This window comes from Rhodococcus yunnanensis NBRC 103083 (genome assembly GCF_001895005.1).
Taxonomy (GTDB): domain Bacteria; phylum Actinomycetota; class Actinomycetes; order Mycobacteriales; family Mycobacteriaceae; genus Rhodococcoides; species Rhodococcoides yunnanense.
This window is the reverse complement of record NZ_BCXH01000004.1, coordinates 352,216-373,952: the sequence shown is the minus strand read 5'-3', so window position 1 is coordinate 373,952 and position 21,737 is coordinate 352,216. Positions and strand designations below refer to the sequence as shown.

At 64.0% G+C, this 21,737-nt stretch carries 22 protein-coding genes; 7 read left to right on the top strand and 15 right to left on the bottom strand.

Going from position 1 to position 21,737, the window contains the following annotated elements; genetic code table 11:
- Window positions 1-50: 50 nt before the first annotated feature.
- The 6 genes from RY1_RS10030 to mftE form a co-directional block, all read right to left on the bottom strand.
- Window positions 51-590 carry a DUF779 domain-containing protein gene (locus RY1_RS10030; protein ID WP_072803365.1) on the bottom strand — a complete coding sequence of 180 codons (540 nt, stop codon included), beginning with the start codon at window positions 588-590 and terminating at the stop codon, window positions 51-53.
- Complete coding sequence (gene exaC, locus RY1_RS10025) at window positions 590-2,113, bottom strand: acetaldehyde dehydrogenase ExaC (RefSeq protein WP_072803364.1); 1,524 nt, start codon at window positions 2,111-2,113, stop codon at window positions 590-592. Before exaC ends, RY1_RS10030 begins: the two co-directional genes overlap by 1 nt.
- 96 nt (window positions 2,114-2,209) lie before the next feature.
- Entirely contained in the window at window positions 2,210-3,505 is a 1,296-nt protein-coding gene (locus tag RY1_RS10020; protein WP_072803363.1) for a sigma-54-dependent transcriptional regulator family protein, read from the bottom strand.
- Window positions 3,506-3,586: 81 nt separating this feature from the next.
- Entirely contained in the window at window positions 3,587-5,056 is a 1,470-nt protein-coding gene (gene mftG / locus RY1_RS10015; protein WP_072803362.1) for a mycofactocin dehydrogenase MftG, read from the bottom strand.
- On the bottom strand, window positions 5,053-6,450 hold the full coding sequence (mftF, locus tag RY1_RS10010) for a mycofactocin biosynthesis glycosyltransferase MftF (protein WP_072803361.1): 1,398 nt from the start codon (window positions 6,448-6,450) through the stop codon (window positions 5,053-5,055). Before mftF ends, mftG begins: the two co-directional genes overlap by 4 nt.
- Before the next feature lie 104 nt (window positions 6,451-6,554).
- Window positions 6,555-7,259 (bottom strand): mycofactocin biosynthesis peptidyl-dipeptidase MftE, encoded by a 705-nt coding sequence (mftE, locus tag RY1_RS10005; protein ID WP_072803360.1) that lies wholly within the window; start codon window positions 7,257-7,259, stop codon window positions 6,555-6,557.
- 86 nt (window positions 7,260-7,345) lie between these two features.
- Here mftE and RY1_RS10000 point away from each other — a divergent pair, with 86 nt between their 5' ends.
- The 4 genes from RY1_RS10000 (at window position 7,346) to RY1_RS09985 (ending at window position 11,163) form a co-directional block, all read left to right on the top strand.
- Entirely contained in the window at window positions 7,346-8,071 is a 726-nt protein-coding gene (locus RY1_RS10000) for a GntR family transcriptional regulator (protein WP_072803436.1), read from the top strand.
- 127 nt (window positions 8,072-8,198) lie between these two features.
- Complete coding sequence (locus RY1_RS09995; RefSeq protein WP_072803359.1) at window positions 8,199-9,761, top strand: NCS1 family nucleobase:cation symporter-1; 1,563 nt, start codon at window positions 8,199-8,201, stop codon at window positions 9,759-9,761.
- 11 nt (window positions 9,762-9,772) lie between these two features.
- Complete coding sequence (locus tag RY1_RS09990; RefSeq protein ID WP_072803358.1) at window positions 9,773-10,525, top strand: aspartate/glutamate racemase family protein; 753 nt, start codon at window positions 9,773-9,775, stop codon at window positions 10,523-10,525.
- Window positions 10,526-10,542: 17 nt separating this feature from the next.
- A complete protein-coding gene (locus RY1_RS09985) occupies window positions 10,543-11,163 on the top strand; it encodes a nucleoside/nucleotide kinase family protein (protein WP_072803357.1) in 621 nt (206 codons plus the stop codon).
- Window positions 11,164-11,176: 13 nt separating this feature from the next.
- On the opposite strand, the gene mftD (RY1_RS09980) is transcribed toward RY1_RS09985, so the two are convergent.
- From mftD (RY1_RS09980) to mftA, 5 genes are all read right to left on the bottom strand, one after another.
- Window positions 11,177-12,352, bottom strand: a complete 1,176-nt coding sequence (gene mftD, locus RY1_RS09980; protein ID WP_072803435.1) for a pre-mycofactocin synthase MftD — start codon at window positions 12,350-12,352, stop codon at window positions 11,177-11,179.
- Complete coding sequence (mftD, locus tag RY1_RS09975) at window positions 12,349-13,524, bottom strand: pre-mycofactocin synthase MftD (protein ID WP_072803356.1); 1,176 nt, start codon at window positions 13,522-13,524, stop codon at window positions 12,349-12,351. Before mftD (RY1_RS09975) ends, mftD (RY1_RS09980) begins: the two co-directional genes overlap by 4 nt.
- Window positions 13,525-13,538: 14 nt before the next feature.
- Entirely contained in the window at window positions 13,539-14,771 is a 1,233-nt protein-coding gene (gene mftC, locus RY1_RS09970; RefSeq protein ID WP_072803355.1) for a mycofactocin radical SAM maturase, read from the bottom strand.
- A gap of 77 nt (window positions 14,772-14,848) precedes the next feature.
- On the bottom strand, window positions 14,849-15,139 hold the full coding sequence (mftB, locus tag RY1_RS09965) for a mycofactocin biosynthesis chaperone MftB (protein ID WP_072803354.1): 291 nt from the start codon (window positions 15,137-15,139) through the stop codon (window positions 14,849-14,851).
- 4 nt (window positions 15,140-15,143) lie between these two features.
- The gene (gene mftA / locus RY1_RS09960) at window positions 15,144-15,257 is read right to left on the bottom strand and encodes a mycofactocin precursor MftA (protein ID WP_072803353.1); all 114 of its coding nucleotides are present in this window, start codon (window positions 15,255-15,257) and stop codon (window positions 15,144-15,146) included.
- Between the two features lie 116 nt (window positions 15,258-15,373).
- Here mftA and mftR point away from each other — a divergent pair, with 116 nt between their 5' ends.
- Window positions 15,374-16,006 (top strand): mycofactocin system transcriptional regulator MftR, encoded by a 633-nt coding sequence (gene mftR / locus RY1_RS09955; protein WP_072803352.1) that lies wholly within the window; start codon window positions 15,374-15,376, stop codon window positions 16,004-16,006.
- Window positions 16,007-16,037: 31 nt separating this feature from the next.
- Window positions 16,038-16,862: a mycofactocin oligosaccharide methyltransferase MftM gene (gene mftM, locus RY1_RS09950; protein ID WP_072803351.1), complete on the top strand. Its 825-nt coding sequence runs from the start codon at window positions 16,038-16,040 to the stop codon at window positions 16,860-16,862.
- Window positions 16,863-16,919: 57 nt separating this feature from the next.
- Here mftM and RY1_RS09945 read toward each other — a convergent pair whose 3' ends face one another.
- From RY1_RS09945 to RY1_RS09935, 3 genes are read right to left on the bottom strand one after another with little or no spacing between them, the layout of a single operon-like run.
- A complete protein-coding gene (locus tag RY1_RS09945; RefSeq protein WP_072803350.1) occupies window positions 16,920-17,570 on the bottom strand; it encodes a MadR family response regulator transcription factor in 651 nt (216 codons plus the stop codon).
- Window positions 17,567-18,913, bottom strand: a complete 1,347-nt coding sequence (locus tag RY1_RS09940; RefSeq protein ID WP_072803349.1) for a MadS family sensor histidine kinase — start codon at window positions 18,911-18,913, stop codon at window positions 17,567-17,569. The genes RY1_RS09945 and RY1_RS09940 overlap by 4 nt, the downstream gene beginning before the upstream one ends.
- Window positions 18,910-20,097 carry an iron-containing alcohol dehydrogenase gene (locus RY1_RS09935; RefSeq protein ID WP_072803348.1) on the bottom strand — a complete coding sequence of 396 codons (1,188 nt, stop codon included), beginning with the start codon at window positions 20,095-20,097 and terminating at the stop codon, window positions 18,910-18,912. The genes RY1_RS09940 and RY1_RS09935 overlap by 4 nt, the downstream gene beginning before the upstream one ends.
- A 266-nt stretch (window positions 20,098-20,363) precedes the next feature.
- Between RY1_RS09935 and RY1_RS09930 the strand changes: the two genes are divergently transcribed.
- A complete protein-coding gene (locus RY1_RS09930) occupies window positions 20,364-21,407 on the top strand; it encodes a ferredoxin--NADP reductase (protein WP_072803347.1) in 1,044 nt (347 codons plus the stop codon).
- 36 nt (window positions 21,408-21,443) lie between these two features.
- On the opposite strand, the gene RY1_RS09925 is transcribed toward RY1_RS09930, so the two are convergent.
- Window positions 21,444-21,737, bottom strand: coding sequence for a PASTA domain-containing protein (locus RY1_RS09925; RefSeq protein WP_072803346.1), 294 nt, complete (start codon window positions 21,735-21,737; stop codon window positions 21,444-21,446).

The following is a 21,737-nucleotide window of genomic DNA, read 5'->3' as shown; positions in this document are numbered from 1 at the left end:
GGTCGAGTACCAAGGGGTGCACTCGACCGTGCCGCTTCACACGCAGGGTCTCAGCCCTGCAGCATTCCGGGAACCGGACATGCGTCCACAGCCTCCGCCACGACGAGGACGTCGTCGGGAACCGGTGGTCTTCGACCCTCTTCCCAGTCCACTCCGACGAACGGGGTGAGCTGTTGCAGGTCGTCGTACTCCTCGGTCGTGAATGCTCGTCCACGACTGAGGAAGCGAAGTCCCTCCGGCGTCTCCAGCGAGAAACCGGAACCACGTCCCGGAACCACGTCGAGCACCATCTGCGTGTGCTTCCACGCCTGGAACTGAGATCCGGAGATCCAGACCGGGACCGCGTCGTTGCCCTCGGGAAGATCGTGTGGAATCTCCCCTACGCCGAGGCGAAGATCGAGCAGACCGAGAAGCACGTCTCGGTCCCCGACGATGAATTCACCTGCGGGATAACACATCGGCGACGAGCCGTCGCAGCATCCGCCGGACTGATGCATCATCAGTGCGCCGTGGGTACCACCGAGACGACGGAGAAGCTCCATCGCCCCGGCGGTTGCTCTGAGACGCGCTGGAGGTCGCGCGTCGGCCATCAGAAGAAGCCCTGAGCCTTCTGGGCGTAGCTGACCAGGAGGTTCTTCGTCTGCTGGTAGTGATCGAGCATCATCTTGTGGTTCTCACGTCCGATGCCCGACTGCTTGTAACCGCCGAAGGCCGCGTGCGCGGGGTACTGGTGGTAGGTGTTGGTCCACACGCGCCCTGCCTTGATATCGCGGCCCGCGCGGTAGGCGACACCGCCGTCACGTGACCAGACACCGGCGCCGAGGCCGTAGAGAGTGTCGTTGGCGATCGAAATGGCTTCGTCGTAGTCCTTGAACGACGTCACCGATACGACCGGTCCGAAGATCTCCTCCTGGAAGATACGCATGTCGTTCTTACCGGTGAAGATCGTCGGCTGAACGTAGTAGCCGCCGTTGAGATCTCCGCCGAGCTGTGCACGTTCGCCACCGGTGACGACCTGAGCGCCTTCGCCCTTGCCGATCTCGATGTACGACAGGATCTTCTCGAGCTGATCGTTGGACGCCTGTGCACCGATCATGGTCTCGGTGTCGAGCGGATTGCCCTGTCGCACAGCCTTCGTGCGGATCGCGGCAAGCGCGAGGAACTCGTCGTAGATGTCCGCCTGGATGAGCGAGCGCGACGGGCAGGTGCAGACCTCGCCCTGATTGAGCGCGAACATCGTGAAGCCTTCGAGCGCCTTGTCCTGGTAGTCGTCGTTGGACGAGAGGACGTCGGAGAAGAAGACGTTGGGGCTCTTGCCGCCGAGTTCCAGGGTCACCGGAATCAGGTTCTGCGACGCGTACTGCATGATGAGGCGTCCGGTGGTGGTCTCACCGGTGAACGCGATCTTGGCGATTCGTGGGCTCGATGCCAGCGGCTTACCGGCCTCGGTGCCGAATCCGTTGACGACGTTGACGACTCCGGCGGGAAGCAGGTCGCCGATGATCGAGATGAGATGCAGGATCGACGCAGGCGTCTGCTCGGCCGGCTTGAGTACGACGGCGTTGCCTGCGGCCAGTGCGGGCGCGAGCTTCCACACGGCCATGAGGATCGGGAAGTTCCACGGAATGATCTGGCCGACGACGCCGAGCGGCTCGTGGAAGTGGTACGCCACCGTGTCGCTGTCGATTTCGGAAAGCGAGCCTTCCTGCGCACGAATGCATCCGGCGAAGTACCGGAAGTGATCGACTGCGAGCGGGATGTCGGCGTTGAGGGTCTCGCGGATCGGCTTGCCGTTGTCCCAGGACTCGGCGAGCGCGATGGATTCGAGGTTCTCGGCGATGCGGTCGGCGATCTTGTTGAGGATCACTGCGCGTTCGGCGGCAGAGGTCTTGCCCCACGCGGGAGCGGCGGCGTGTGCGGCATCGAGGGCGAGCTCGATGTCCTCGGATGTCGAGCGAGCGACCTCGCAGAAGTTCTCACCGGTGACGGGAGTCGGGTTCTCGAAGTACTGACCCTTGACCGGTGGCACCCACTCGCCACCGATCCAGTTGTCGTAACGAGGCTGGAACGACATCACGGAATCGGCGGTACCTGGACGGGCGTAGACGGACATCTAGTGACTCCTTCTGATCAACAGAACTGATGTGATTCAGAACACTAGGGTGCGCAACGTTGCAACTACGTTGCTGCACTGCATGCCAAAAGAAACTCAGACGCCCAACTGGCGGTCGAGAAGATCGATACGCGCGTTGACCTGGCCGTAGAGCGCAGAATCCCGGCTCAACGTCGCCCGATACGCCTCCCACGCGATGACGTCCGTGCGCCCGTGGATCGACGACGTCCACTGCGCGAGCAGAACCGGATCGCCGACGCGCAACAGTGCCGCCTGTACGCGTGAGCGCAATTCTTCGCGGATCTCCTCGATCCCTGGGGCGGACGACCCCGGAAGCACCGGGCCCGAGTAGATACGCAGAGCTGCCTCGACGTCACCGCGGTCGAGCGCGCGCCTGATGTCGCGTACGTCCGAGGACAGTTCTCCCACCAACCGGTACGGGCGCGATGCCAATCCCGCGGCACCGAAGGTCTTCCGCAACCGCGACATCTCCGCTCGGATCGTGACCGAGTCGAGCTCGTGTTCGTCGAGAAGTACCGCGAGATGGTCCGAGCTCAGACCCTCCGGATGGTCGGCGAGCAGGAGCAGAATTTCGGCGTGACGTTGCGACAACGCCTGTCTGCCGCTGCTTCGCACCAGGCCCGGACGGCCCGAACCGAGCACCTCCAACCTAGGTGCAGTGTCCCCCAACGACTTCGGTGAATTCATCAGATGCACGCGCAGCTCGGATTCGGCGGCGGCAACGGTGGCCCTGATGAGAGAGAGCACTTCCGGAACCGCCACGCGGGGTCCGCCGGTGATGTCGATCGCGCCGAGGATGTGACCGCTCGTCGGATGATGCACGGGCGCCGCCGAACAGCTCCACTCGTGGACGGTCCGCGAGAAGTGTTCGGCTGCGAAGATCTGCACGCAGTGGTCGATCGCGAGCGCTGTGCCCGGGGCGTTGGTTCCCTTGCTCTCTTCGCTCCAGTCCGCTCCCTCGGCGAAATTCATCGACAGCGCGCGGTCTTTTGCTGCCGTGTCGCCCTCGACCCACAGAAGTCTGCCTTCGGCATCGGAGATCGCCACGAGCAAACCGGTGTCGGCCGCATCCTCGACCAACAGCTTTCGGATCACGGGTCGGATGATCGACATCGGGTGGCCGTCGCGGTAACGCTCCAGATCCGTACCGGTAAGTACGAGAGAATCGTTGCCGCCGTCGGGGTTGACACCCTTGGTTCGGCTTCGCATCCAGGAATCGAGCACGACGGATCGGACCGAGTCACTCGTCGACGGTTCGTGTTCGACGAAGGATCGGTGCGCTGTCGACACACGACGCGCGAGGAGATCGATGTCGTCACCTGGACGGACGGCTACCCAGGGGTTGCCTTGACCGGGCGATCTACCTGTCATCGCGTAGTTCCTCTTCCCACGTGTTCACACTACTGTAACGCAGCTCACAGAAGCGACGGCTGCCTGCGTCGCGCCAGGTTCTCACGTCAGACCGGGTCGCAGAAGTACGGACGCGCGTTCTGCGAGCATTATGGCCGTTGCGTGAGGTCCGCGCGTGGGTACGACCGGCATCGCCGAGGTGTCCACGACGGCAAGACCGTCCACACCCTGCACCCGGCACGAGTCGTCGAGAACGAAACCGTCCCCACCCATCGCACAACTTCCCGACAGGTGCAGCGCCGTTCCGAGGCGATCGAGTAGACGATCCCCCGACACGGCCGCCGCGTCGGCGACCCGCGCCAGCGGCGGACTCGACAGCAACGCCTCGACGATGTCGAGGCCGGACTGGAGTGCACGACGATCGGCTTCCGATTCGAGATACCGATATCGCACTCGGGGTGCGTCGAGCACGTCGGTCGAGGTGAGTGTGATGTCCCCCCGGCTGTCCGCTCGCATCAGCCCGACCCCGATCATCGGGTCGCAGACGCCGACGCCTGGGATCATGCGATCGAAGGACGAGGTGTACGGACGAATCTCGAGATCACCCACGTGCAGTACCGCCTCGATCGGCGAGGCCGGACGGTACGGGAGCGAAGTGCGGTAGTACACACCGACTTCGGGATGATCGGAGAATCCGCGTCCGACGCGTGGTTGATCGAGCCGGACGCGAACGCCGAGGTCTTTCAGGTGATCTGCCGGACCGATTCCGGACAGCATCAGCAGTTGCGGCGTACGCACCGCGCCCGCGCACAGAATCACCGTCCGCGCATTCAGAATCGCCTGCGTGCCGTCGTGAACGATCCTGACTCCGGATGCTCTCGACCCGTCCAGCTCCACGCCGAGGACCACGGATCCGCCCATCACACGGAGATTCTTGCGCGTGATGTTCGGAAGTAGGTATGCCGCAGCGGCATTCATGCGGACGCCGTGGGACACGTTGAGCGGAACAGGCCCGACACCGCCGCCGGGTTCCGGGTCGTTCTTGTCCGGATCCTCGCCGAATCCGATGTGCGTGGCTGCGTCGACGAATGCGCCGGTGATATCGCTCGCGGACTCGATCGGAGTTCTCCACACCGGCATCGGCCCGTCCGCACCGTGTGTGTCTCCGCGAAAATCCTGATCGGTTTCCGATACGCGGAAGTACGGCAGCACGTTCTCGTACGACCAGGTAGAGGGCCACTCGGCAAAGTCCGCGGGACGCGCCCGGGTGAAGTAGGCACCGTTGACCGCGCCCGACCCACCGAGAATTCGGCCCCGAGCGATCTCACGCTCGATCCCTGCGGTGAGTTCGGCGGGGTAGCGATCCGTCCATGCGCTACCCGGTCCGACGGGCAGAACGTGCGCATCCCGTACCTCGGGCGCATAATCCTGCACCCGTTCGACGCCGGGGCCTGCCTCGACGAGGATCACCCTGCAGTCAGGATCTTCGCTGAGACGAGATGCAACGACCGAACCGCACGAACCTCCGCCCACCACGATCACATCTGCGTCGAATGCGTTGTGGCTGCTCACGTATCCATGCGCGGAGTCAGCGCCTTCAGCGAGCGCGAGTCCACGGCGCCGCGCCACAGACCCGCTCCGTAGGCCACGTCGTCCATCCTCTTGAAGAACGCGTACCTGACCGGGTCGAGACCACCGAGCTCACGATGCTTGTACCAATCGGAGACTGCCTCGGCGACTGCCAACCCGAGAGCGATCTTTCTGATTCGACGCGACAGCAACACCGCGAGGAGTGTGATCGGCCAATAGTGTCGACAGAGCGCGGACGCCAGCTGCCAGAGTCCGGCGACGAATCCCTCCGCAGCCAGGATCGCGGCGATACGCGTCGGTTGGTCGAGTCCCACGAACATCTTCCGCAGCCGACCTATCGTCACTGCGAGTGTTGCGAGGGCCCCGAGCAATCCGATCCTGGTGAAGCTCGCCGCCAACAGGCAGGCAACGAGAGTCCATGGCGACATGGCGATCGGTGGAACCATGCCGGGGTGCCGATCCGCGAGAGGACTGGCACCGGTTCCGTAGAACAACTTACGACCGAACCAGCGACCGAACGTCACCCTGTGATCGTGCGCCACGTGGGCAACGGGCTCGTACCGCAGCCGCCATCCCGCCTCCTGAAGCCTCCAGCAGAGGTCGACGTCCTCGGCGACGTGCATCGATTCGTCGAAACCGTTGCATTCCTCGGCGACGCGTCGTCTGATCAACATGGCCGCACTCGGTACGTAGGAAACCGAACTCCCTGCTTGCACGGCGGCCTCTCGTCGGCCGAGGTCCAGAGACGACCTGGCGTGCTCGTACCGAGCGAGAGCGTTGCCTTCGGGCTCGAGCGCGACGATCCGCGGAGCCACCAACGCCACGGCCGGGTCCGAGAAGTGACCGAGCATGACCTCGAGCCATCCCTTGCGCGGCACGACGTCCGAGTCGAGGAAAGCCACGAAGTCGGTTGTAGCGCTGCGCAACCCCGTGTTGCGCGCGGCCGCAGGACCGCGCGATCTCTCGTGACGGAGAACCGTCACACTGCCGACACTCCACTCCATGACAGGCGGCTTGACCGGCGTGTCGGATCCGTCGTCGACGACGATCACAGTGAGCCCGTGCAGCGCGGGCAGCAGACGTCCGAGGCCGACAGCATTGTTCTTCAGCGGTACCACGACCGTGACGTCGCGGGGGGACGGTATGGAGACGGGCCGCGGATTGGCCACCCCCGAGTCGAGAAGTTTGCGTGCCACCAGAGCCGACTGCGAGTCGGTCACTTCGAGAAATCCGTCCCCGATCATCGCAGCGGCAGTCGGTGCCAACTTCAGCATTCTCGTGGGCGAACCCCCGATGAGAACCCGGCCGTCGGAGTATTTGCGTACACGCGGATCGACTCGTACCCCGAAGCCATCAGGCAACCGACCTTGACCCATCAGGTGATCGTAAGCGGACACGCCACGAAAGTGTCATCCACGGCCCGAAAAAGTCACTAACATACCGTAAGCCCGTTTTCGTCCTGGGATTTCGTGCTGTTCTCTCACGTCAACATGCCGTTCGACGACGGTGCCCAGCGGCTCACTGCGGCCGTGGTTCGCCGCACCATCTCGTCGAGAAGCGCGCGCCCCTCCTCTGCCGTCGACAGTGTCGGATCACCGAGCACACCATTGGGCGAGACTGCACGTGTTCCTCCTTCCCGCAGACGCGGAAGCAGTTCGGAGATGCTGTCGGTGTTGCCGATCTCGGCGCGAGCCATGTCGACCAGTCGCGGCGAAAGACAGAGCAGCAGCGAGGTTTCGGTTCGACCGGCGTGCGCATCGGCGCCAGGAACGGCGCACGGGGTCCAGGCGACGTCGCGGCCCTCGTAGCGGAGCAGAGTCGTCGCCTCCGCCACGGTGGCCACGTTGCCGCCGTGTCCGTTGACGAACAGCAGACGCGTCGCCCAGCGACACGCCGAACGTCCGTACTCGACCAGCACACCGCGCAGAGCGTCGGAGCCGATCGACACCGTGCCGGGGAAACCCTCGTGTTCGCCGCTCGATCCGTACGCGATGGCGGGAGCGACCACGGCGTCGGGCAGTCGCGTCGACACCGCCTCCGCGATTCGGGTGTCCGTGTCGAGCGGAAGATGTGGGCCGTGTTGTTCGAACGCACCGACCGGCACGACGACGAGTCGGTCCGGCTCGATCCGCTGCCACCCCGTGTCCCCGAGACGGGTCGATCGGGACTCGGACGGTGATGTCATCCGACCGATGCTAACGCACGAAAATCTTCACACGTACGAAACAAAGTGCAACTAGCGTCGCCGTGCAGAGGCAGGAAGGAGTATTCATGCCACCCAGGCGGAGATCGGTCTTGTTTGCCCAACTCAGTATCGCCGCCCCCGGCGGTGGCCAGACGAGCATTCTCGACGAACTCAAGCGAGTCATTCTTTCCGGTGATGCGCCTCCCAATACACCGATTCCGCCGAACGACGTCGCCGAAGTATTCGGTGTCAGCGCAATTCCGGTGAGGGAATCATTGAAGACACTCATCGGCGAAGGTCTCGTCGACCACCGTCCCAATCTCGGTTATACCGTCGCACAATTGACATCCGCGGAACTGCGCGAGATGTACATCGTGCGAGAGGTACTGGAAACAGCGGCACTCGCTACCGCGGTCGAACTGGCGACCGACGAGGATCACCGCCGAGCAATACTCGCGAACGACCTTCTGGAACAGAGCATTACCGCGAACGACTCGCGGGCGTACCACCGTCACTCCCGCGAGTTCCATATGTCGCTCACCCGTCCGTCTCGCATGAAACGCCTCGTACACATGTTGGAGGCGGCATGGAACATCACCGAACCCGTGCAGCCCATGGTGCACGTAGCCGGCTCCGATCGAGAAACTCTCCATTCCGACCATCGCCATATGCTGGAGGCATTTCTCGATCGCGATGCGACGGCATTGTTGGACATTGCGCAATATCATCACGGCCGTCTCAACACGGTCATTTCCTCCATTTCCTCCGACACCGGACTGCTCGCCGAACCTCGGCATCCCACTGCCGACTGACCCCGGAGAGAAGATATATTCCTGTCGTCACGCAGGTGCAACACTTGCTCGCTACCTTTTGTCTCGCCGGTCCACTCCAGTCCTCGGAGCGGGCCGATCGGCAGCACTTCGCCCATCAGGAGCATCGATGACAGATACAGCGCACGGATCAGGCCCCACGTCGATCGGTGACGTGGTCGAGGCCGCAGGCCATCCGGTCGGCGGCGGACTGATCAAGGACAGCTACGACCCACGCCTCACCAACGAGGACCTCGCGCCGCTGAAGAAGCAGTCCTGGACCTCGTACAATCTGTTCGCCTTCTGGATGTCCGACGTGCACTCCGTCGGTGGATACGTCACCGCCGGAAGCCTCTTCGCGCTGGGACTGGCGAGCTGGCAGGTGCTGATCTCCCTTCTCGTCGGTATCACGATCGTCTACTTCTTCTGCAACCTCGTCGCCAAACCGAGCCAGGCCACCGGTGTTCCGTATCCGGTCATCTGCCGGGCATCCTTCGGTGTCCTCGGCGCCAACATCCCCGCGATCATTCGCGGTCTCATCGCCGTCGCCTGGTACGGCATCCAAACGTTTCTGGCGTCGGCCGCTCTCGACATCGTCTTGATCAAACTGTTCCCGGACCTGGCGCCGTATGCGGTGACCGCCGACTACGGTTTCGCCGGACTGTCCGCACTCGGATGGGCCAGCTTCCTGTTCCTGTGGGTCGTCCAAGCCGCCGTCTTCTGGCGAGGAATGGAATCGATTCGCAAGTTCATCGACTTCTGCGGCCCCGCGGTCTACGTGGTCATGTTCGCACTGTGCGGCTACCTCATCTGGAAAGCAGGCTGGGGCGCAATCGATCTCAACCTCGGCGAGGTCGAGTACACCGGATTCGGTGCCGTACCCGTCATGCTCGGCGCCATCGCACTCGTCGTGTCCTATTTCTCCGGACCGATGCTCAACTTCGGCGACTTCTCCCGCTACGGAAAGTCCTACACCGCCGTCAAGAAGGGCAACTTCCTCGGCCTTCCCGTCAACTTCCTCGTCTTCTCCATTCTCGTCGTCGTCACCGCATCACTGACGCTTCCCGTCTTCGGTGAGCTGATCACCGACCCCGTCGAGACCGTGGCGCGCATCGACAGCACGTTCGCCATCGTCCTCGGCGCGCTGACCTTCACCATCGCCACGATCGGCATCAACATCGTCGCCAACTTCATCTCCCCGGCATTCGATTTCTCCAACGTCAGCCCACAGCGCATCAGTTGGCGTGCGGGCGGCATGATCGCGGCCGTCGGCTCCGTACTCATCACTCCGTGGAATCTGTACAACAACCCGGACGTCATTCACCTCACGCTGGAGACTCTCGGCGCGTTCATCGGACCGCTGTTCGGCGTCCTCATCGCCGACTACTACCTGGTGCGCAAGCAGAAGGTAGTAGTCGACGAGCTGTTCACGATGTCGTCCACCGGAAAGTACTGGTACTCCAAGGGATACAACCCCGCCGCGGTGTACGCCACGGTCGTCGGAGCAGTACTGGCGATGTTCACGGTGCTGTTCAACGGCGCCATCGACGGTATGGAGATCGCCGGAATGTCCACGGCGTCGAAGTACAGCTGGTTCATCGGATGCGGCGTCGGGTTCGCGCTGTACTACGTTCTCGCCACCAAGACCAAGCTCGCCGTCACCGACCATCTCGACGAACCGGCACGGGCATAGGATCGGTATCCATGCTCATCAAGGTCATCAATCCGAACACAACGGCGTCGATGACCGCCAAGATCGGCGAGTGCGCCCGGGCCGTTGCAGGCCCGGGCACACTCGTCGAGGCGGTCAACCCGACGATGGGGCCCGCCTCCATCGAAAGCCATGTGGACGAAGCACTCAGTGTTCCAGGCATTCTCGAACAGATCGCACTCGGCGAGAGCAAGGGCGTCGACGGGTACGTGATCGCCTGCTTCGGTGATCCAGGCATGGATGCCGCGCGGGAAGCCGCCACCGGGCCTGTCGTCGGAATCGCCGAGGCAGCGATGCACGCGGCGAGTTTCCTCGGACGCGGATTCTCCGTCGTCACCACACTCGGCCGGACCACCGGCCGGGCCTGGGACCTCGCGTCGCACTACGGAATGTCCGGTCGGTGCCGAGGCGTCCATGCCTGCGAGATACCGGTCCTCGAACTCGAGACCGATCCCGACGCCCGCACGATCATCACCGAGGCGTGCCGGGAAGCTGCTCGGCACGACGGCAGTGACGCGATAGTGCTCGGGTGTGCCGGGATGGCCGACCTGTGTGATCACATCTCGTCGGACATCGGCCTGCCGGTGGTCGACGGTGTGGCCGCTGCAACGCTTTTCGTGCAATCACTCGTCACGATGGGTCTACGCACCGGTAAGTCGGGTGAGTTCGCTGCGCCGCTGCCCAAGAGATATTCGGGATTGTTGGCGGGGTTCGGGACGCCGGCTTCGCCGCCCGCGAGCGGGTAGGGCCTATCGTCGAAAACATGAACGAGTTGATTGCGCGGGCGAAGGAGCTCGCGGCCGGACCCGGACGTAGCATTCTGGGGATCGTGGGTGCGCCGGGAGCAGGGAAGTCGACGCTCGCGACGGTGCTCGCCGACGAGCTCGGCCCCGACCTCGCAGCAGTTGTGCCGATGGACGGATTCCACCTTGCCGACGAAGCGCTCGATCGTCTCGGCCGCCGCGACCGCAAGGGTGCACCCGACACCTTCGACGTAGCCGGTTACGCGAATCTGCTCGCGCGGCTGCGCGATCAGCGCACGGGGATCGTCTATGCACCACGATTCGACCGCACTCTCGAAGAACCTGTCGCCGGCGCTATCTCCGTCACAGCCGACGTGCCGCTCGTCATCACCGAGGGCAACTATCTGCTGCTGGACGACGGCGACTGGCCTCTCGCGCGCGCATCGATGGACGAAGTCTGGTACATCGAGATCGACGACGACGTTCGACGCAGCCGACTTGTTCGGCGCCACGAGATGTTCGGCAAGACAACCGTACAAGCACGGATGTGGACCGACGGAAGCGACGAGCACAACGCTGTCCTCGTCGCGTCGACTGCATCGCGCGCGGATCTGCGCGTCCGACTCCCCTCCGCCGACTGATCGCCTGTTCGGGTCAGTACCCGGCTGCCCGTTCGAAATCGGGCGGGATCACGAGGTCGGATCGGGTCAGCTCACCCACCGACGAACGACCGAGTCCGAGCACCGCGGAATCGAGGCCACCGCGCAGTATGTCGAGAACGTTCTCGACCCCGGCTTGACCGCCTGCCGCAAGACCCCACAGGTACGCGCGGCCGATCAGAACAGCGCGGGCACCGAGTGCCAGAGCTTTCGCGACATCACTACCGCGACGGATCCCGCCGTCGAGGGTGATCTCGATCCGATCGCCCACCGCGTCCACGACGGCAGCAAGCAGCCGGATGGACGCAGGCGTTCCGTCGAGGTTGTTGCCGCCGTGATTGGACACCGACACCGCGGTGACTCCTGCGTCGACGGCCTTCCTGGCGTCGTCGATACGCGAGATTCCTTTCAGCATGAACTCCCCGCCCCACTGCTCACGCAGCCAGGCGATGTCCTCCCAGCTCGGCAACGGCGTTGCCATCCACTCGCGGTACGCACCGAAGAATGTCGGAGCGCGGCCCCCGGCGGGCGCCAGATTCGGTGCTGTCAGATCGGGGATCGAGCCGGACCCCGCGAACTGCCACAACCACTTCAGTCTGGTCAGCGCCTCGGGCGCGAACCGAACCATGGTTCGCAGATCGACTGTCTCCGGAATCGCCGGACTTCCCCAGTCACGACCTTCCGAGAACGACCAGTCCATCGTCAGTATCAGCCCGACCGCCCCTCCGCCGCGGGCACGGGCCAGCAGATCCAGCATGACCTCGCGGGAACCGACCCAGTGCAGCTGAAAGAACGTTTGTGGATTGGCGGCGACGACCTCCTCGATGGGCTTGCTCGCGAACAGCGAGAGACCCATCGAGATGCCGCGCGCGGCCGCGGCCCGTGCCACGGCGACCTCGCCGTCCGGGTGCACGGCCTGCACACCGGTCGGCGAGATCATCACCGGAAACGACAGCGGTTGCCCCATCAGCGTTGTCGCCAGATCACGCTTGTCCGACAATCCGGCGACGTGCGGAGCGAAACCGAGTTCACCGAACGCCGCCGTGTTGTCGTCGACGGTGATGCCGCGTTCCGAGCCCGCGAGCAATGCGGCGTACACGGACCGCGGCAACCGCTTCTTCGCCCGCCGCTGGGCTTCTGCGACGGTCTCGAACCACCCGTTCTCGTTCAGACGCCGAGTTTCCGATCGAATCCCAGCGGCATGACGACATCCGACGGCGACAGATCGTGCACCGACGTGTGGCCGAGACCGAGGACCGCGGAGTCGACCCCGCCGCGCAGAATGTCGAGGACGTTCTCGACCCCGGCCTGGCCGTTGGCCGAAAGACCCCACAGGTACGCACGGCCGATCAGGACGGCACGTGCACCGAGAGCGAGTGCCTTGACGACATCGCTACCGCGACGGACACCGCCGTCGAGGGTGATCTCGATCTGGTCGCCGACGGCTTCGGCAATGGCGGGAAGCGCACGGATCGGTGCCGGGGTGCCGTCGAGGTTGTTGCCGCCGTGATTGGACACCGAAATCGCGGTGACACCGGCGTCGACAGCCTTCTTGGCGTCGTCGACGCGCATGACGCCCTTGAGCATGAACGGACCGCCCCACTGCTCGCGCAGCCACGCAACGTCCTCCCACGTCGGGAGCGGAGTGCCCATCCATTCGCCGTAGGCACCGAAGAACGTCGGCGCGACGCCGCCCGGTGCGGTGAGGTTCGGTGTGGACAGATCGGGCAACTTGCCGGATTTGGCGAACTCCCACAACCATTTCGGGCGAGTGATGCCCTCGGGAGCGAACTGGGCCATCGCCTTGAGATCCAGCTTCTCCGGGATGGACGGGCTGCCCCAATCTCGTCCGTTGGAGAAGGACCAGTCGAGCGTCATGATGAGCCCGACGGCACCTGCGGCGCGAGCACGTTCCATGCGCTGCAGCAGTACCTCCCGCGAACCCACCCAGTACATCTGGAAGAAGGTCTGCGGATTGACGGCCGCTACCTCCTCGATGGATTTGCTGGCGAACGAGGACAACCCGACGGGAATTCCTCGCGCCGCCGCGGCTCTGGCCACCGCGACCTCGCCGTCCGGGTGCACGGCCTGCACACCCGTCGGCGAGATCATGACCGGGAACGAGAGTGGTTGTCCCATGACCGTTGTCGACAGATCACGCTTGTCCGACAGTCCGGCGACGTGTGGGGCGAAGCCTAGTTCGCCGAATGCCGCCATGTTGTCATCGACGGTGATGCCACGCTCCGAACCGGCCACCAGCGCGGCGTACACGGACTTCGGTAGGCGCTTCTTGGCACGCCGCTGCGCTTCGGCAACGGTCTCGAACCACGCACTCTTGGCCATAGCTGATTTGCTTCCTATTCCATTCCTGCGAGCGGGTTCTCGTCGCAGATCTTCGCCGGCGGACGCATCATCAATGTGAGCGGAACCGACTTTCTGGGTGTCTTGCGCTGCCCGGTACGAGAATGGTCGACGCTCGACTTGGGGATCTCCCCCGCCGCAGCCAACGCCAATTCACCGTTACCGATGACGCATTCGGGATCCGGACCGTCCATGGGGAGGCCGGTGAAGAACTTGGCTGCCATGCAGCCGCCGCGGCACGCATCGAAGTGCGAGCACTTGGTGCACGCGCCCGAGGTCTGCGGCGAGCGCAGTTCCTGGAACAACTCCGATGTCTGCCAGACGCTCTGGAATCCGCCCATGCCGTCTTTTGCATCCCTGACGATGTTGCCTGCCAGGAACTGCTCGTGGATGGCGAAGGGGCACGCGTAGACGTCGCCGATGGGGTCGATCAGGCAGACGACGCGGCCGGCGCCGCACAGGTTCAGCCCCGGGAGGGCGTCACCGAATGCGGACAGATGGAAGAAGGAGTCGCCGGTCAGGACGCCTTCGCCGTTGGCGACGAGCCAGTTGTAGAGCTCACGCTGCTGACCAGCAGTGGGATGCAGGTCGTCCCACACGTCGGCGCCGCGGCCGGACGGGCGAAGACGGGTGATCCGAAGCGTCGCACCGTATGTGTCGGCGAGAGCCTTGAACTCGTCGAGCTGGCTGACATTGTGCCGGGTGACGACGACGGAGATCTTCGCATCCTTGAACCCCGCGTCGCGCAGGTTCTCGAGCGCGCGGACCGCCATGTCGAACGAGCCCGGACCGCGTACCGCGTCGTTGACCTCGGCCGTTGCTCCGTCGATGGAGATCTGCACGTCGACGTAGTCGGACGCAGCCAGACGGGCAGCGACCTTCTTGTCGATCTTCACACCGTTGGTGGAGAACTTGACGCCGACCTGGTGAGCAGTCGCGTAGTCCACGAGCTCCCAGAAGTCCGAGCGCACCGTCGGCTCACCGCCACCGATGTTGACGTAGAACACCTGCATCTTCTGCAGTTCGTCGATGATCGACTTGCACTGCTCGGTGCTCAGCTCACGCGGGTCACGTCTGCCCGAAGAGGAGAGGCAGTGCACGCACGAGAGATTGCATGCGTAGGTCAATTCCCAGGTCAGGCAGATCGGGGCGTCGAGTCCGAGTTCGAACTGATCGACCAGCTTGCCGACCGCGGGCGGTGGTGCTGGCCTTTCGAGCATGGAGGTCATGGGCTTTCGTCCTCTTCACAGGTCGAGGTGACGGCCGACGGGGCTGCGTCGGGTGCGTCGGGTGTGTCGAAAAGAAGTCAGAGTCGGTGAATCATGCGTGAGTCGGCGAGCGTGGCCAGGGCTTTCACGTACAGGGCCATGCCGGATTCGTCGATGCCTGCTGCAGCGATGGCCGAGCGCATGTCGGGATGCTCGGGAAAGGACTCGATGATCGCTACGATCGTTCGGTTCTTGAGGAAGGAGAGCTTACGTGTCCCGAAGTGGTAGAGCAGCGCCCCGAAAGACTCGGGACGCAGCGCCACCTGCGGGTGAAGAGCCCACCGAGCATCGAGATCGAGCACAGTGTCTTGCTTCACGGGTGCGGACATGACGTCAGTAGACGCCGCACATGCCGTCGATGGAAACCTCTTCCACCAGGGACTCTTCGACCAGGTCGGACTCGACTACTGCCGCATTGACGACATCGGTCTTGGGGTTCTGGGACATGGGGCTACCTCCATCGGAAAGAATCATTCGGTCCGTCACGATCAGGGGCGACAGTGACTTGGTTCACCACAATAATGGCATCGAGTGCACAATGACAGAGATTCGGGGAGAAATTTATGGGCCGCGGAGCGAAACCGTCCAGCCGGGTAGGTCGTCGCCCGTCCACGACGAGGGGCCAGATCAGTGACATCGGCATCGAACTCTTCGCGCGGCAGGGTTTCGACGCGACCAGTGTCGACGAGATCGCCGAAGCGGCCGGCATAGCTCGCCGAACGTTCTTTCGGTACTTCCCCTCGAAGAATGCGGTGCCATGGGGCGACTTCGACGAGCAGCTCACCGCGTTGCGCGCGCTACTGTCCGGACTCCCTGCCGACATCTCACTCGCCGATGGAATTCGGTCGGCGTTGTTGCAGTTCAACACTTTCCCGGAGGACGAGAAGCCGGTACACCGTCAACGGATGGCCTTGATTCTCCACAATCCCGCGCTGCAGGGCTACTCGATGTTGATGTACGAGGGCTGGCGCGGCGTGATCGCCGAATACGTAGCCACTCGGACGGATTCGACCCCGGACGACCATTTCCCGCGTACCGTTGGCTGGATGGTGCTCGGTGTGGCAATGTCTGCCTACGAGCAGTGGCTCACCGACGAGAACCTCGACCTCGCCGAACTGCTGTCCGAGGGCACCATCGCACTCTATTCCGGAGTCGACCGCTTCGGACTGCAGCAGGAGTGCAGCCTGCCGAAATGACCCGATTCGAAAGAAACTCGAGAGAAACGACATGACCGAACTCGATGCACTCGCGCCCGCTGCTACCGGACGGTGGACCCATGAGAACACGACGGTCGTACGCTCCGACTCGATGGAATTCGGTGCGGTGGACATCGAGCGTTCCGGCGGCGACCTAGTGGTTCGCCACGGCTTGACGTCGTCGCACATCGGTGAGCGGCTGGTCGCGCAGATCACCGACTTCGCGCTGTCCCAACGGGAATTCGAACTCGTCATGGTCGGCCTGGTTCGATCCACTGTCGACGAGCCCATCGAAGCCTGGGCTACGTACTACCGCAACTCGCTCGACGAACTGCTGAGCGGCCGCGCCGATTTCGCGGCCGTTCACCAACGCGCCGAGTCGCTCGTGGAAGGCTCTGTTCTCGACCTCGGATCGTGTTTCGGCTTCTTTCCTCTCCGCCTTGCCTCGCGGGGATACGACGTGACCGCGACGGACCTGTCGGCGGGCACCATGCGATTGCTCGGCACCGTTGCACCTCGCCTCGGCGTGAGTCTCGGCGTCATCACCTGTGACGCCGCTGGAGTTCCCGTCGCCGACAACAGCGTCGACACCGTCACCGCGCTGCATCTGCTCGAGCACGTCGACCAGGAGGTCGGTGATCGCATTCTCGGAGAGGCACTTCGGATCGCGCGCAGACGGGTGGTCGTCGCCGTACCGTTCGAAACCGAAGCCACGTCGTGCCACGGGCACATCAGGACATTCGACATCGCTGCACTGCGTAGCATGGGCGAGCAGATCGGCGTGCCGTACGAGGTCGACGAGTTTCACGGCGGCTGGCTCGTCCTGGACACGAGCGACGTACTCAGCGCCGTCTGAAGACAGTGCCCCCGAGTCCGAAGACAGCGGCCCCGAGTCCGAAGACAGCGGCCCCGACTAGATGAGCCCTTGTTTGCTGGCTGCGTAGACCGCTTCCGCGCGGCGGCTCACTCCGAGCTTGCGCATGATGTTGCTGACATGGAATTTGACCGTCGTCGCCGAGATGAACAGCTTGGTTCCGATCTTGTTGTTGGACAACCCTGTTGCCAGGAGGCGAAGGACCTCCAACTCGCGGTCGGTGAGGCGCTCTATGGTCGAACCCTGTCCGTTGAGCGAACGAATCACCGCCGACGCGCTGCGGGAGTCGAACGCGCTCTCACCTCGCGACACCGCTCTGATCGCGCGGACCAGTTCGGTAGTGTCCACGTCCTTGACCACGTAGCCTCGCGCTCCCGCGTGGACCGCTTCGACGACGAGTCGATCGTCGAGAAACGTTGTCAACACCAGCAATCCGATCCCCGGGTGCGCACCGGAGAGCTGCGCGCACAGGGCCAACCCCTCGTAATCGGAACTGGCGGAAAGCTTCAGGTCCATCAGCACGATATCGGGCTTGACCCGCTCGACCACCTCTAGCCCTTCCCCGCGAGACGATGCCTCACCCACGACCGTCAGATCGGACTCACGCTCGAGCACCGATTTCAATCCGTCTCTGAGGATCGCGTGATCGTCGACGAGGACGATACGAACCACTGCCGTGGTCACGGTCATGACTGCTCACTTTCCTGGGCGGGGATGCGCACCGAGATGCGCACTCCGCCGATTCTGGCTTTCCGGATCACGAGCGAGCCACCGTGCTCGCGGGCACGAGCCGCCATGTTGGCGAGCCCTCGATGTCTACCGTCGACATCGCCGGTCTCCGCCATCTTCCACATCAACCGAAGATGGGACGGATCGCCGGTTCCGTCGTCCGCGATGGACAGCTGCACGTAGCGTTGGTGGTACGCGAGCCGCAGGATCGCCCGCTTGGCGCTCGCATGAACTGCCGTGTTGAACAATGCTTCTCCGGCGATACGCAGCAGGTCGTGTTCGCATTTGCTGCTCAGCTCCACCGGTGTCCCTTCGATCCGAAGCGAGACCTTCAGCTCGTCCGGCATGTGCACCACCGACAGCTGTTCCAACATCTCCGGCAGTGACGTGCGGTCGGCATCCTGGGCATGGTTGAGTGCGTAGATCGCCGACCTCAGTTGCTCGACGGCCCGGCGCGTCAGTTCCTTGGCGAGATGCAGACGTTCACGCCGTTCTTCGGTGGGAACCTCGCCCAGGCACACCTCGATCTGCATTCCCGCCGACAGCACGGCCTGCGTGACACTGTCGTGCAGCTCTCGTGCGATTCGGTGACGTTCGTCGTCGAGAACTTGGTGACGGTGCGCGGCGCCGAGTTGACGCTGCGTCGCTTCGAGCTCGGCGTTGCGGACTGCAAGGTCGGCAGCTGTGCGGTGCGCTTCCGCATACGCATTCTCGGTGCGCTCGAGCAACATCCGCCTACTCTGGTAGAGCGCCGAGTTCTGCAGCGCCACCGCCGTCTGGCTCGCCAGAATACTGAGCACGGCAGAGTCGGTGCCGTCGAGTACCCGGTGTTTCGGCGTCCAGGCAGCGAACGCGCCGACAACACCGCCGTCGAGTGCGATGGGCACGAACGCGTGATGCGTCGCGATGACCGGGGCGCGGCCGTCGCCGATAGTCGCGAGACGAATCGATTCGAGACACTCCACGACGTCGTCGGGTAACGGCGGCCCCTCGACGTTGTCGACCAGAAACGGTGTTGCGTCGGGTCCGAGCACGAGGCGGCGGGGTCCGGCGTCGGGCAGTGCGCCGTCGGCCAGAGCGAAGACCACCCATTGGGCGCTCAGATGCGCGCGGGCGGCCTCTGCCACCGCGCAGATCAGTGTCTCCGGACCGTCGACGGTACGGACCAGCGCGCGCGAAATCAGTTCCAGCGCATGCACGACGCGTTCGAGACGCTCGGCGGCGCCGCGATACTGCGGGTAGAACGACCCTTTCCCGGACCGCAGTCCGGTGAGCAGTGACAGGTCCGGCTGCGAGGCGGTCACAGCGCGATCCTGAACAGGTCGACCATCTCGCGATGCGTCGCCGGGCGTGGGTTGGTGGACATGCACGCGTCACGCAATGCGTTGGTGGCGAGTACGTCGATGTCGGTGGCACTGACGCCGATCTCACGTAGTCCCTTGGGAACTCCGACCTGACGCGCAAGCTGTTCCACGCGTTCGGCGACTGCGGCTGCGGCCTCGTCGGCGGACGCGCGGCCCTCCGGCAGACCGAGGCTCGTCGCGATCGCCACGTAGGGCAGCGGGTCAGCGGCAGCGTTGAATCGAATGACGTGCGGCAGCAGCACACCGTTGATGACGCCGTGCGGTAGATCCAGCAGGCCGCCGACCTGGTGGCTCATGGCATGTGTGGCACCGAGAATGGCGTTGGTGAATGCGAGCCCGGCTTCCAGGCTGGCCTGCGCCATCGACGTCCTGGCCCGCATGTCCGACGGCACGTCCATGGTGTGAGCGAGATGCGAGGTCACCATGGTCACTGCACGAAGCGCGTGATGGTCGGTGAGTTGATTGTGACCGAGGGAGACGAAAGCCTCGATCCCGTGCGTCAGTGCATCCAGACCTGTTGCGGCATTGAGCCAGTCGGGCATCGTGGTGAGCAGGCGTGGGTCGATGACCGTGATGTCGGGAACGAGCGCTCGACCCAGAATGGTGACCTTGATCGACCGTGCGGTGTCGGTGACGATACAGAACTGCGAGACGTCGGCACCGGTGCCGGAGGTGGTCGGAACCATGACGAGCGGCGGGATGGGACGGGTCGCCCGGTCCACTCCCTCGTAGTCGAGTATCGATCCGCCGTTTCCCGCGAGGATGGCGATCCCCTTGGCTGCGTCCATGACCGAGCCGCCGCCGATCGCCACGAGCACGTCGCACGCGGAGTCCTGGTACACGGCGTGGCCTGCTTCGATCTCGAAGTCCTTGGGGTTGGGGGTCAGCTCGTTCCATACCGTGGGCGCCAGTCCCTGCTCCTCCAGCAGCAATGCCAGCTGAGCCACCCAGCCTGCTTCGATGAGCCCGCCGTCGGTGACCACCATGGGTCGCTGCGCGCCGAGGCGCAGGGCCGCATGCGCGACTTCGCCGAGCGAATCCTGACCGAACACGATCTCGGGAGCGTGGAACTTGAGTACGCGCGGTGCCTCGACCGAGCTGCGGTGCGCGTGCAGGTCGTGCATCGCCTGACCGGTCGCAGCCGTTTCGATCATGTCTTCTCGCCTCTGCAATGCCTAGGTCTCTCCGTGCACACAGCTCGTGTGATTCACGTTACAACCATAACCGGCTCACCGCACCGAGGCCCACCAGCAGCAGGAGGGGCCGAGACCTGCCCGATCGGATAGGTCCATACGCCACGCGCCTGCGACGTGGGCACACGGTCGACAGATTCCAGGGACTGTGCCTAAACTAGAACACGTTACAGTTTTGGTGGAAAGGACCATGCCCGATGACGACAGTCGACGTGCCCCACAGCACGCGCTCCGTGCTGCTCACGGTCGCCGAGGTCGTCGAGGAAACTGCCGACGCCCGGTCCATCGTGTTCGACTCGCCCGCCGGTTTCCACTACCGGCCCGGTCAATTCCTGACGTTGCGAATTCCGAGCGAACGCACCGGTTCGATTGCCCGCTGCTATTCGCTCGCGAGCTCGCCGCACCGAGGTGAGTTGCCCAAGGTCACCGTCAAGCGAACCTCGGACGGGTACGGCTCGAACTGGGTATGTGACAACGTCCAGGTAGGCGACACCATCGAAGTCCTCCCGCCGTCGGGGACGTTCACCCCACGCGACCTCGACGACGACTTCATGCTCTTCGCCGCCGGTTCCGGCATCACTCCCGTCGTCTCGATTCTGAAGTCCGCATTGAGCGAGGGCATCGGCAAGATCGTTCTCCTCTACGCCAACCGCGACGAGAACTCGGTGATCTTCACCGACGAACTACGGGCGTTGGCCGCGGAGTATCCGCGCAGGCTGACCGTCACACACTGGCTCGAATCGCTGCAGTCGATTCCGACCGTGGACCAACTGCGCACTCTCGCACTGCCGTTCCGCGACCGCGCCGCGTTCGTCTGCGGACCGGGTGCATTCATGGAGGTCGTCCACTCGGCACTCACCTCGATCGGTGTCCCACGTGAACGAGTCCACAGCGAGGTCTTCGCATCCCTGGCCGGAGACCCGTTCACCGATGCGCCGGATACCGAGATCACCGACGAGGACACCGCAACCGCCGCAGCCGCCGTCGTCGAACTCGACGGGCAGACACATACGTTCGGCTGGCCGCGAAAGCAGACTCTCGTCGAGGTCATGGTGGCGAAGGGAATCGCCGTCCCCTACTCCTGCAGGGAAGGAGAATGCGGGTCGTGCGCGTGCACGATTCGGCGCGGCCGGGTCGAGATGGAGAATGCCGAGATCCTGGACGAGGAGGATATCGCCGACGGAATGATCCTGGGGTGCCAGGCACGTCCCGTCTCCGACGAGGTGGAGATCGAGTTCTGACAGAACCTCAGGTCTGCCGAGGCCAGGACCGCACGGTCACCACGGGTTGACGAACACCGTGATCGGCTGCGTGTGCGACGCGACGGTCGCCGCAGTCAGCGAGGTACGGGTCACCGTGGTGTCGGGGTCGTGCGCATAGGGACCGGAGACGACGACGGTGGTGAATCCCGCATTCTCGAGAACGTCCACCGCCGCAGGTGCGGAGTAACCGATGACGTCAGGGACCGAGATCGTCTCGGCGGTGGCCGCGTTGGCGAGCGACGCTGCTCCGACCGATACCGCACCGACCGAGGCGACGACGGCGACAGCCTTCTTGAACGAGTTACGCAT

Excerpts from the sequence above, each read along its gene's own strand:
- mftD (WP_072803356.1), bottom strand. The coding sequence starts at position 13,524 with ATGGCCAAGAGTGCGTGGTTCGAGACCGTTGCCGAAGCGCAGCGGCGT.
- RY1_RS10030 (WP_072803365.1), bottom strand. The coding sequence starts at position 590 with ATGGCCGACGCGCGACCTCCAGCGCGTCTCAGAGCAACCGCCGGGGCG.
- exaC (WP_072803364.1), bottom strand. The coding sequence starts at position 2,113 with ATGTCCGTCTACGCCCGTCCAGGTACCGCCGATTCCGTGATGTCGTTC.
- RY1_RS10020 (WP_072803363.1), bottom strand. The coding sequence starts at position 3,505 with ATGACAGGTAGATCGCCCGGTCAAGGCAACCCCTGGGTAGCCGTCCGT.
- RY1_RS10000 (WP_072803436.1), top strand. The coding sequence starts at position 7,346 with ATGCCACCCAGGCGGAGATCGGTCTTGTTTGCCCAACTCAGTATCGCC.
- mftC (WP_072803355.1), bottom strand. The coding sequence starts at position 14,771 with ATGACCTCCATGCTCGAAAGGCCAGCACCACCGCCCGCGGTCGGCAAG.
- mftB (WP_072803354.1), bottom strand. The coding sequence starts at position 15,139 with ATGTCCGCACCCGTGAAGCAAGACACTGTGCTCGATCTCGATGCTCGG.
- RY1_RS09985 (WP_072803357.1), top strand. The coding sequence starts at position 10,543 with ATGAACGAGTTGATTGCGCGGGCGAAGGAGCTCGCGGCCGGACCCGGA.
- mftR (WP_072803352.1), top strand. The coding sequence starts at position 15,374 with ATGGGCCGCGGAGCGAAACCGTCCAGCCGGGTAGGTCGTCGCCCGTCC.
- RY1_RS09930 (WP_072803347.1), top strand. The coding sequence starts at position 20,364 with ATGACGACAGTCGACGTGCCCCACAGCACGCGCTCCGTGCTGCTCACG.
- RY1_RS09925 (WP_072803346.1), bottom strand. The coding sequence starts at position 21,737 with ATGCGTAACTCGTTCAAGAAGGCTGTCGCCGTCGTCGCCTCGGTCGGT.
- mftM (WP_072803351.1), top strand. The coding sequence starts at position 16,038 with ATGACCGAACTCGATGCACTCGCGCCCGCTGCTACCGGACGGTGGACC.
- RY1_RS09990 (WP_072803358.1), top strand. The coding sequence starts at position 9,773 with ATGCTCATCAAGGTCATCAATCCGAACACAACGGCGTCGATGACCGCC.
- mftF (WP_072803361.1), bottom strand. The coding sequence starts at position 6,450 with ATGGGTCAAGGTCGGTTGCCTGATGGCTTCGGGGTACGAGTCGATCCG.
- RY1_RS09945 (WP_072803350.1), bottom strand. The coding sequence starts at position 17,570 with ATGACCGTGACCACGGCAGTGGTTCGTATCGTCCTCGTCGACGATCAC.
- mftE (WP_072803360.1), bottom strand. The coding sequence starts at position 7,259 with ATGACATCACCGTCCGAGTCCCGATCGACCCGTCTCGGGGACACGGGG.
- mftA (WP_072803353.1), bottom strand. The coding sequence starts at position 15,257 with ATGTCCCAGAACCCCAAGACCGATGTCGTCAATGCGGCAGTAGTCGAG.
- RY1_RS09935 (WP_072803348.1), bottom strand. The coding sequence starts at position 20,097 with ATGCACGACCTGCACGCGCACCGCAGCTCGGTCGAGGCACCGCGCGTA.
- RY1_RS09995 (WP_072803359.1), top strand. The coding sequence starts at position 8,199 with ATGACAGATACAGCGCACGGATCAGGCCCCACGTCGATCGGTGACGTG.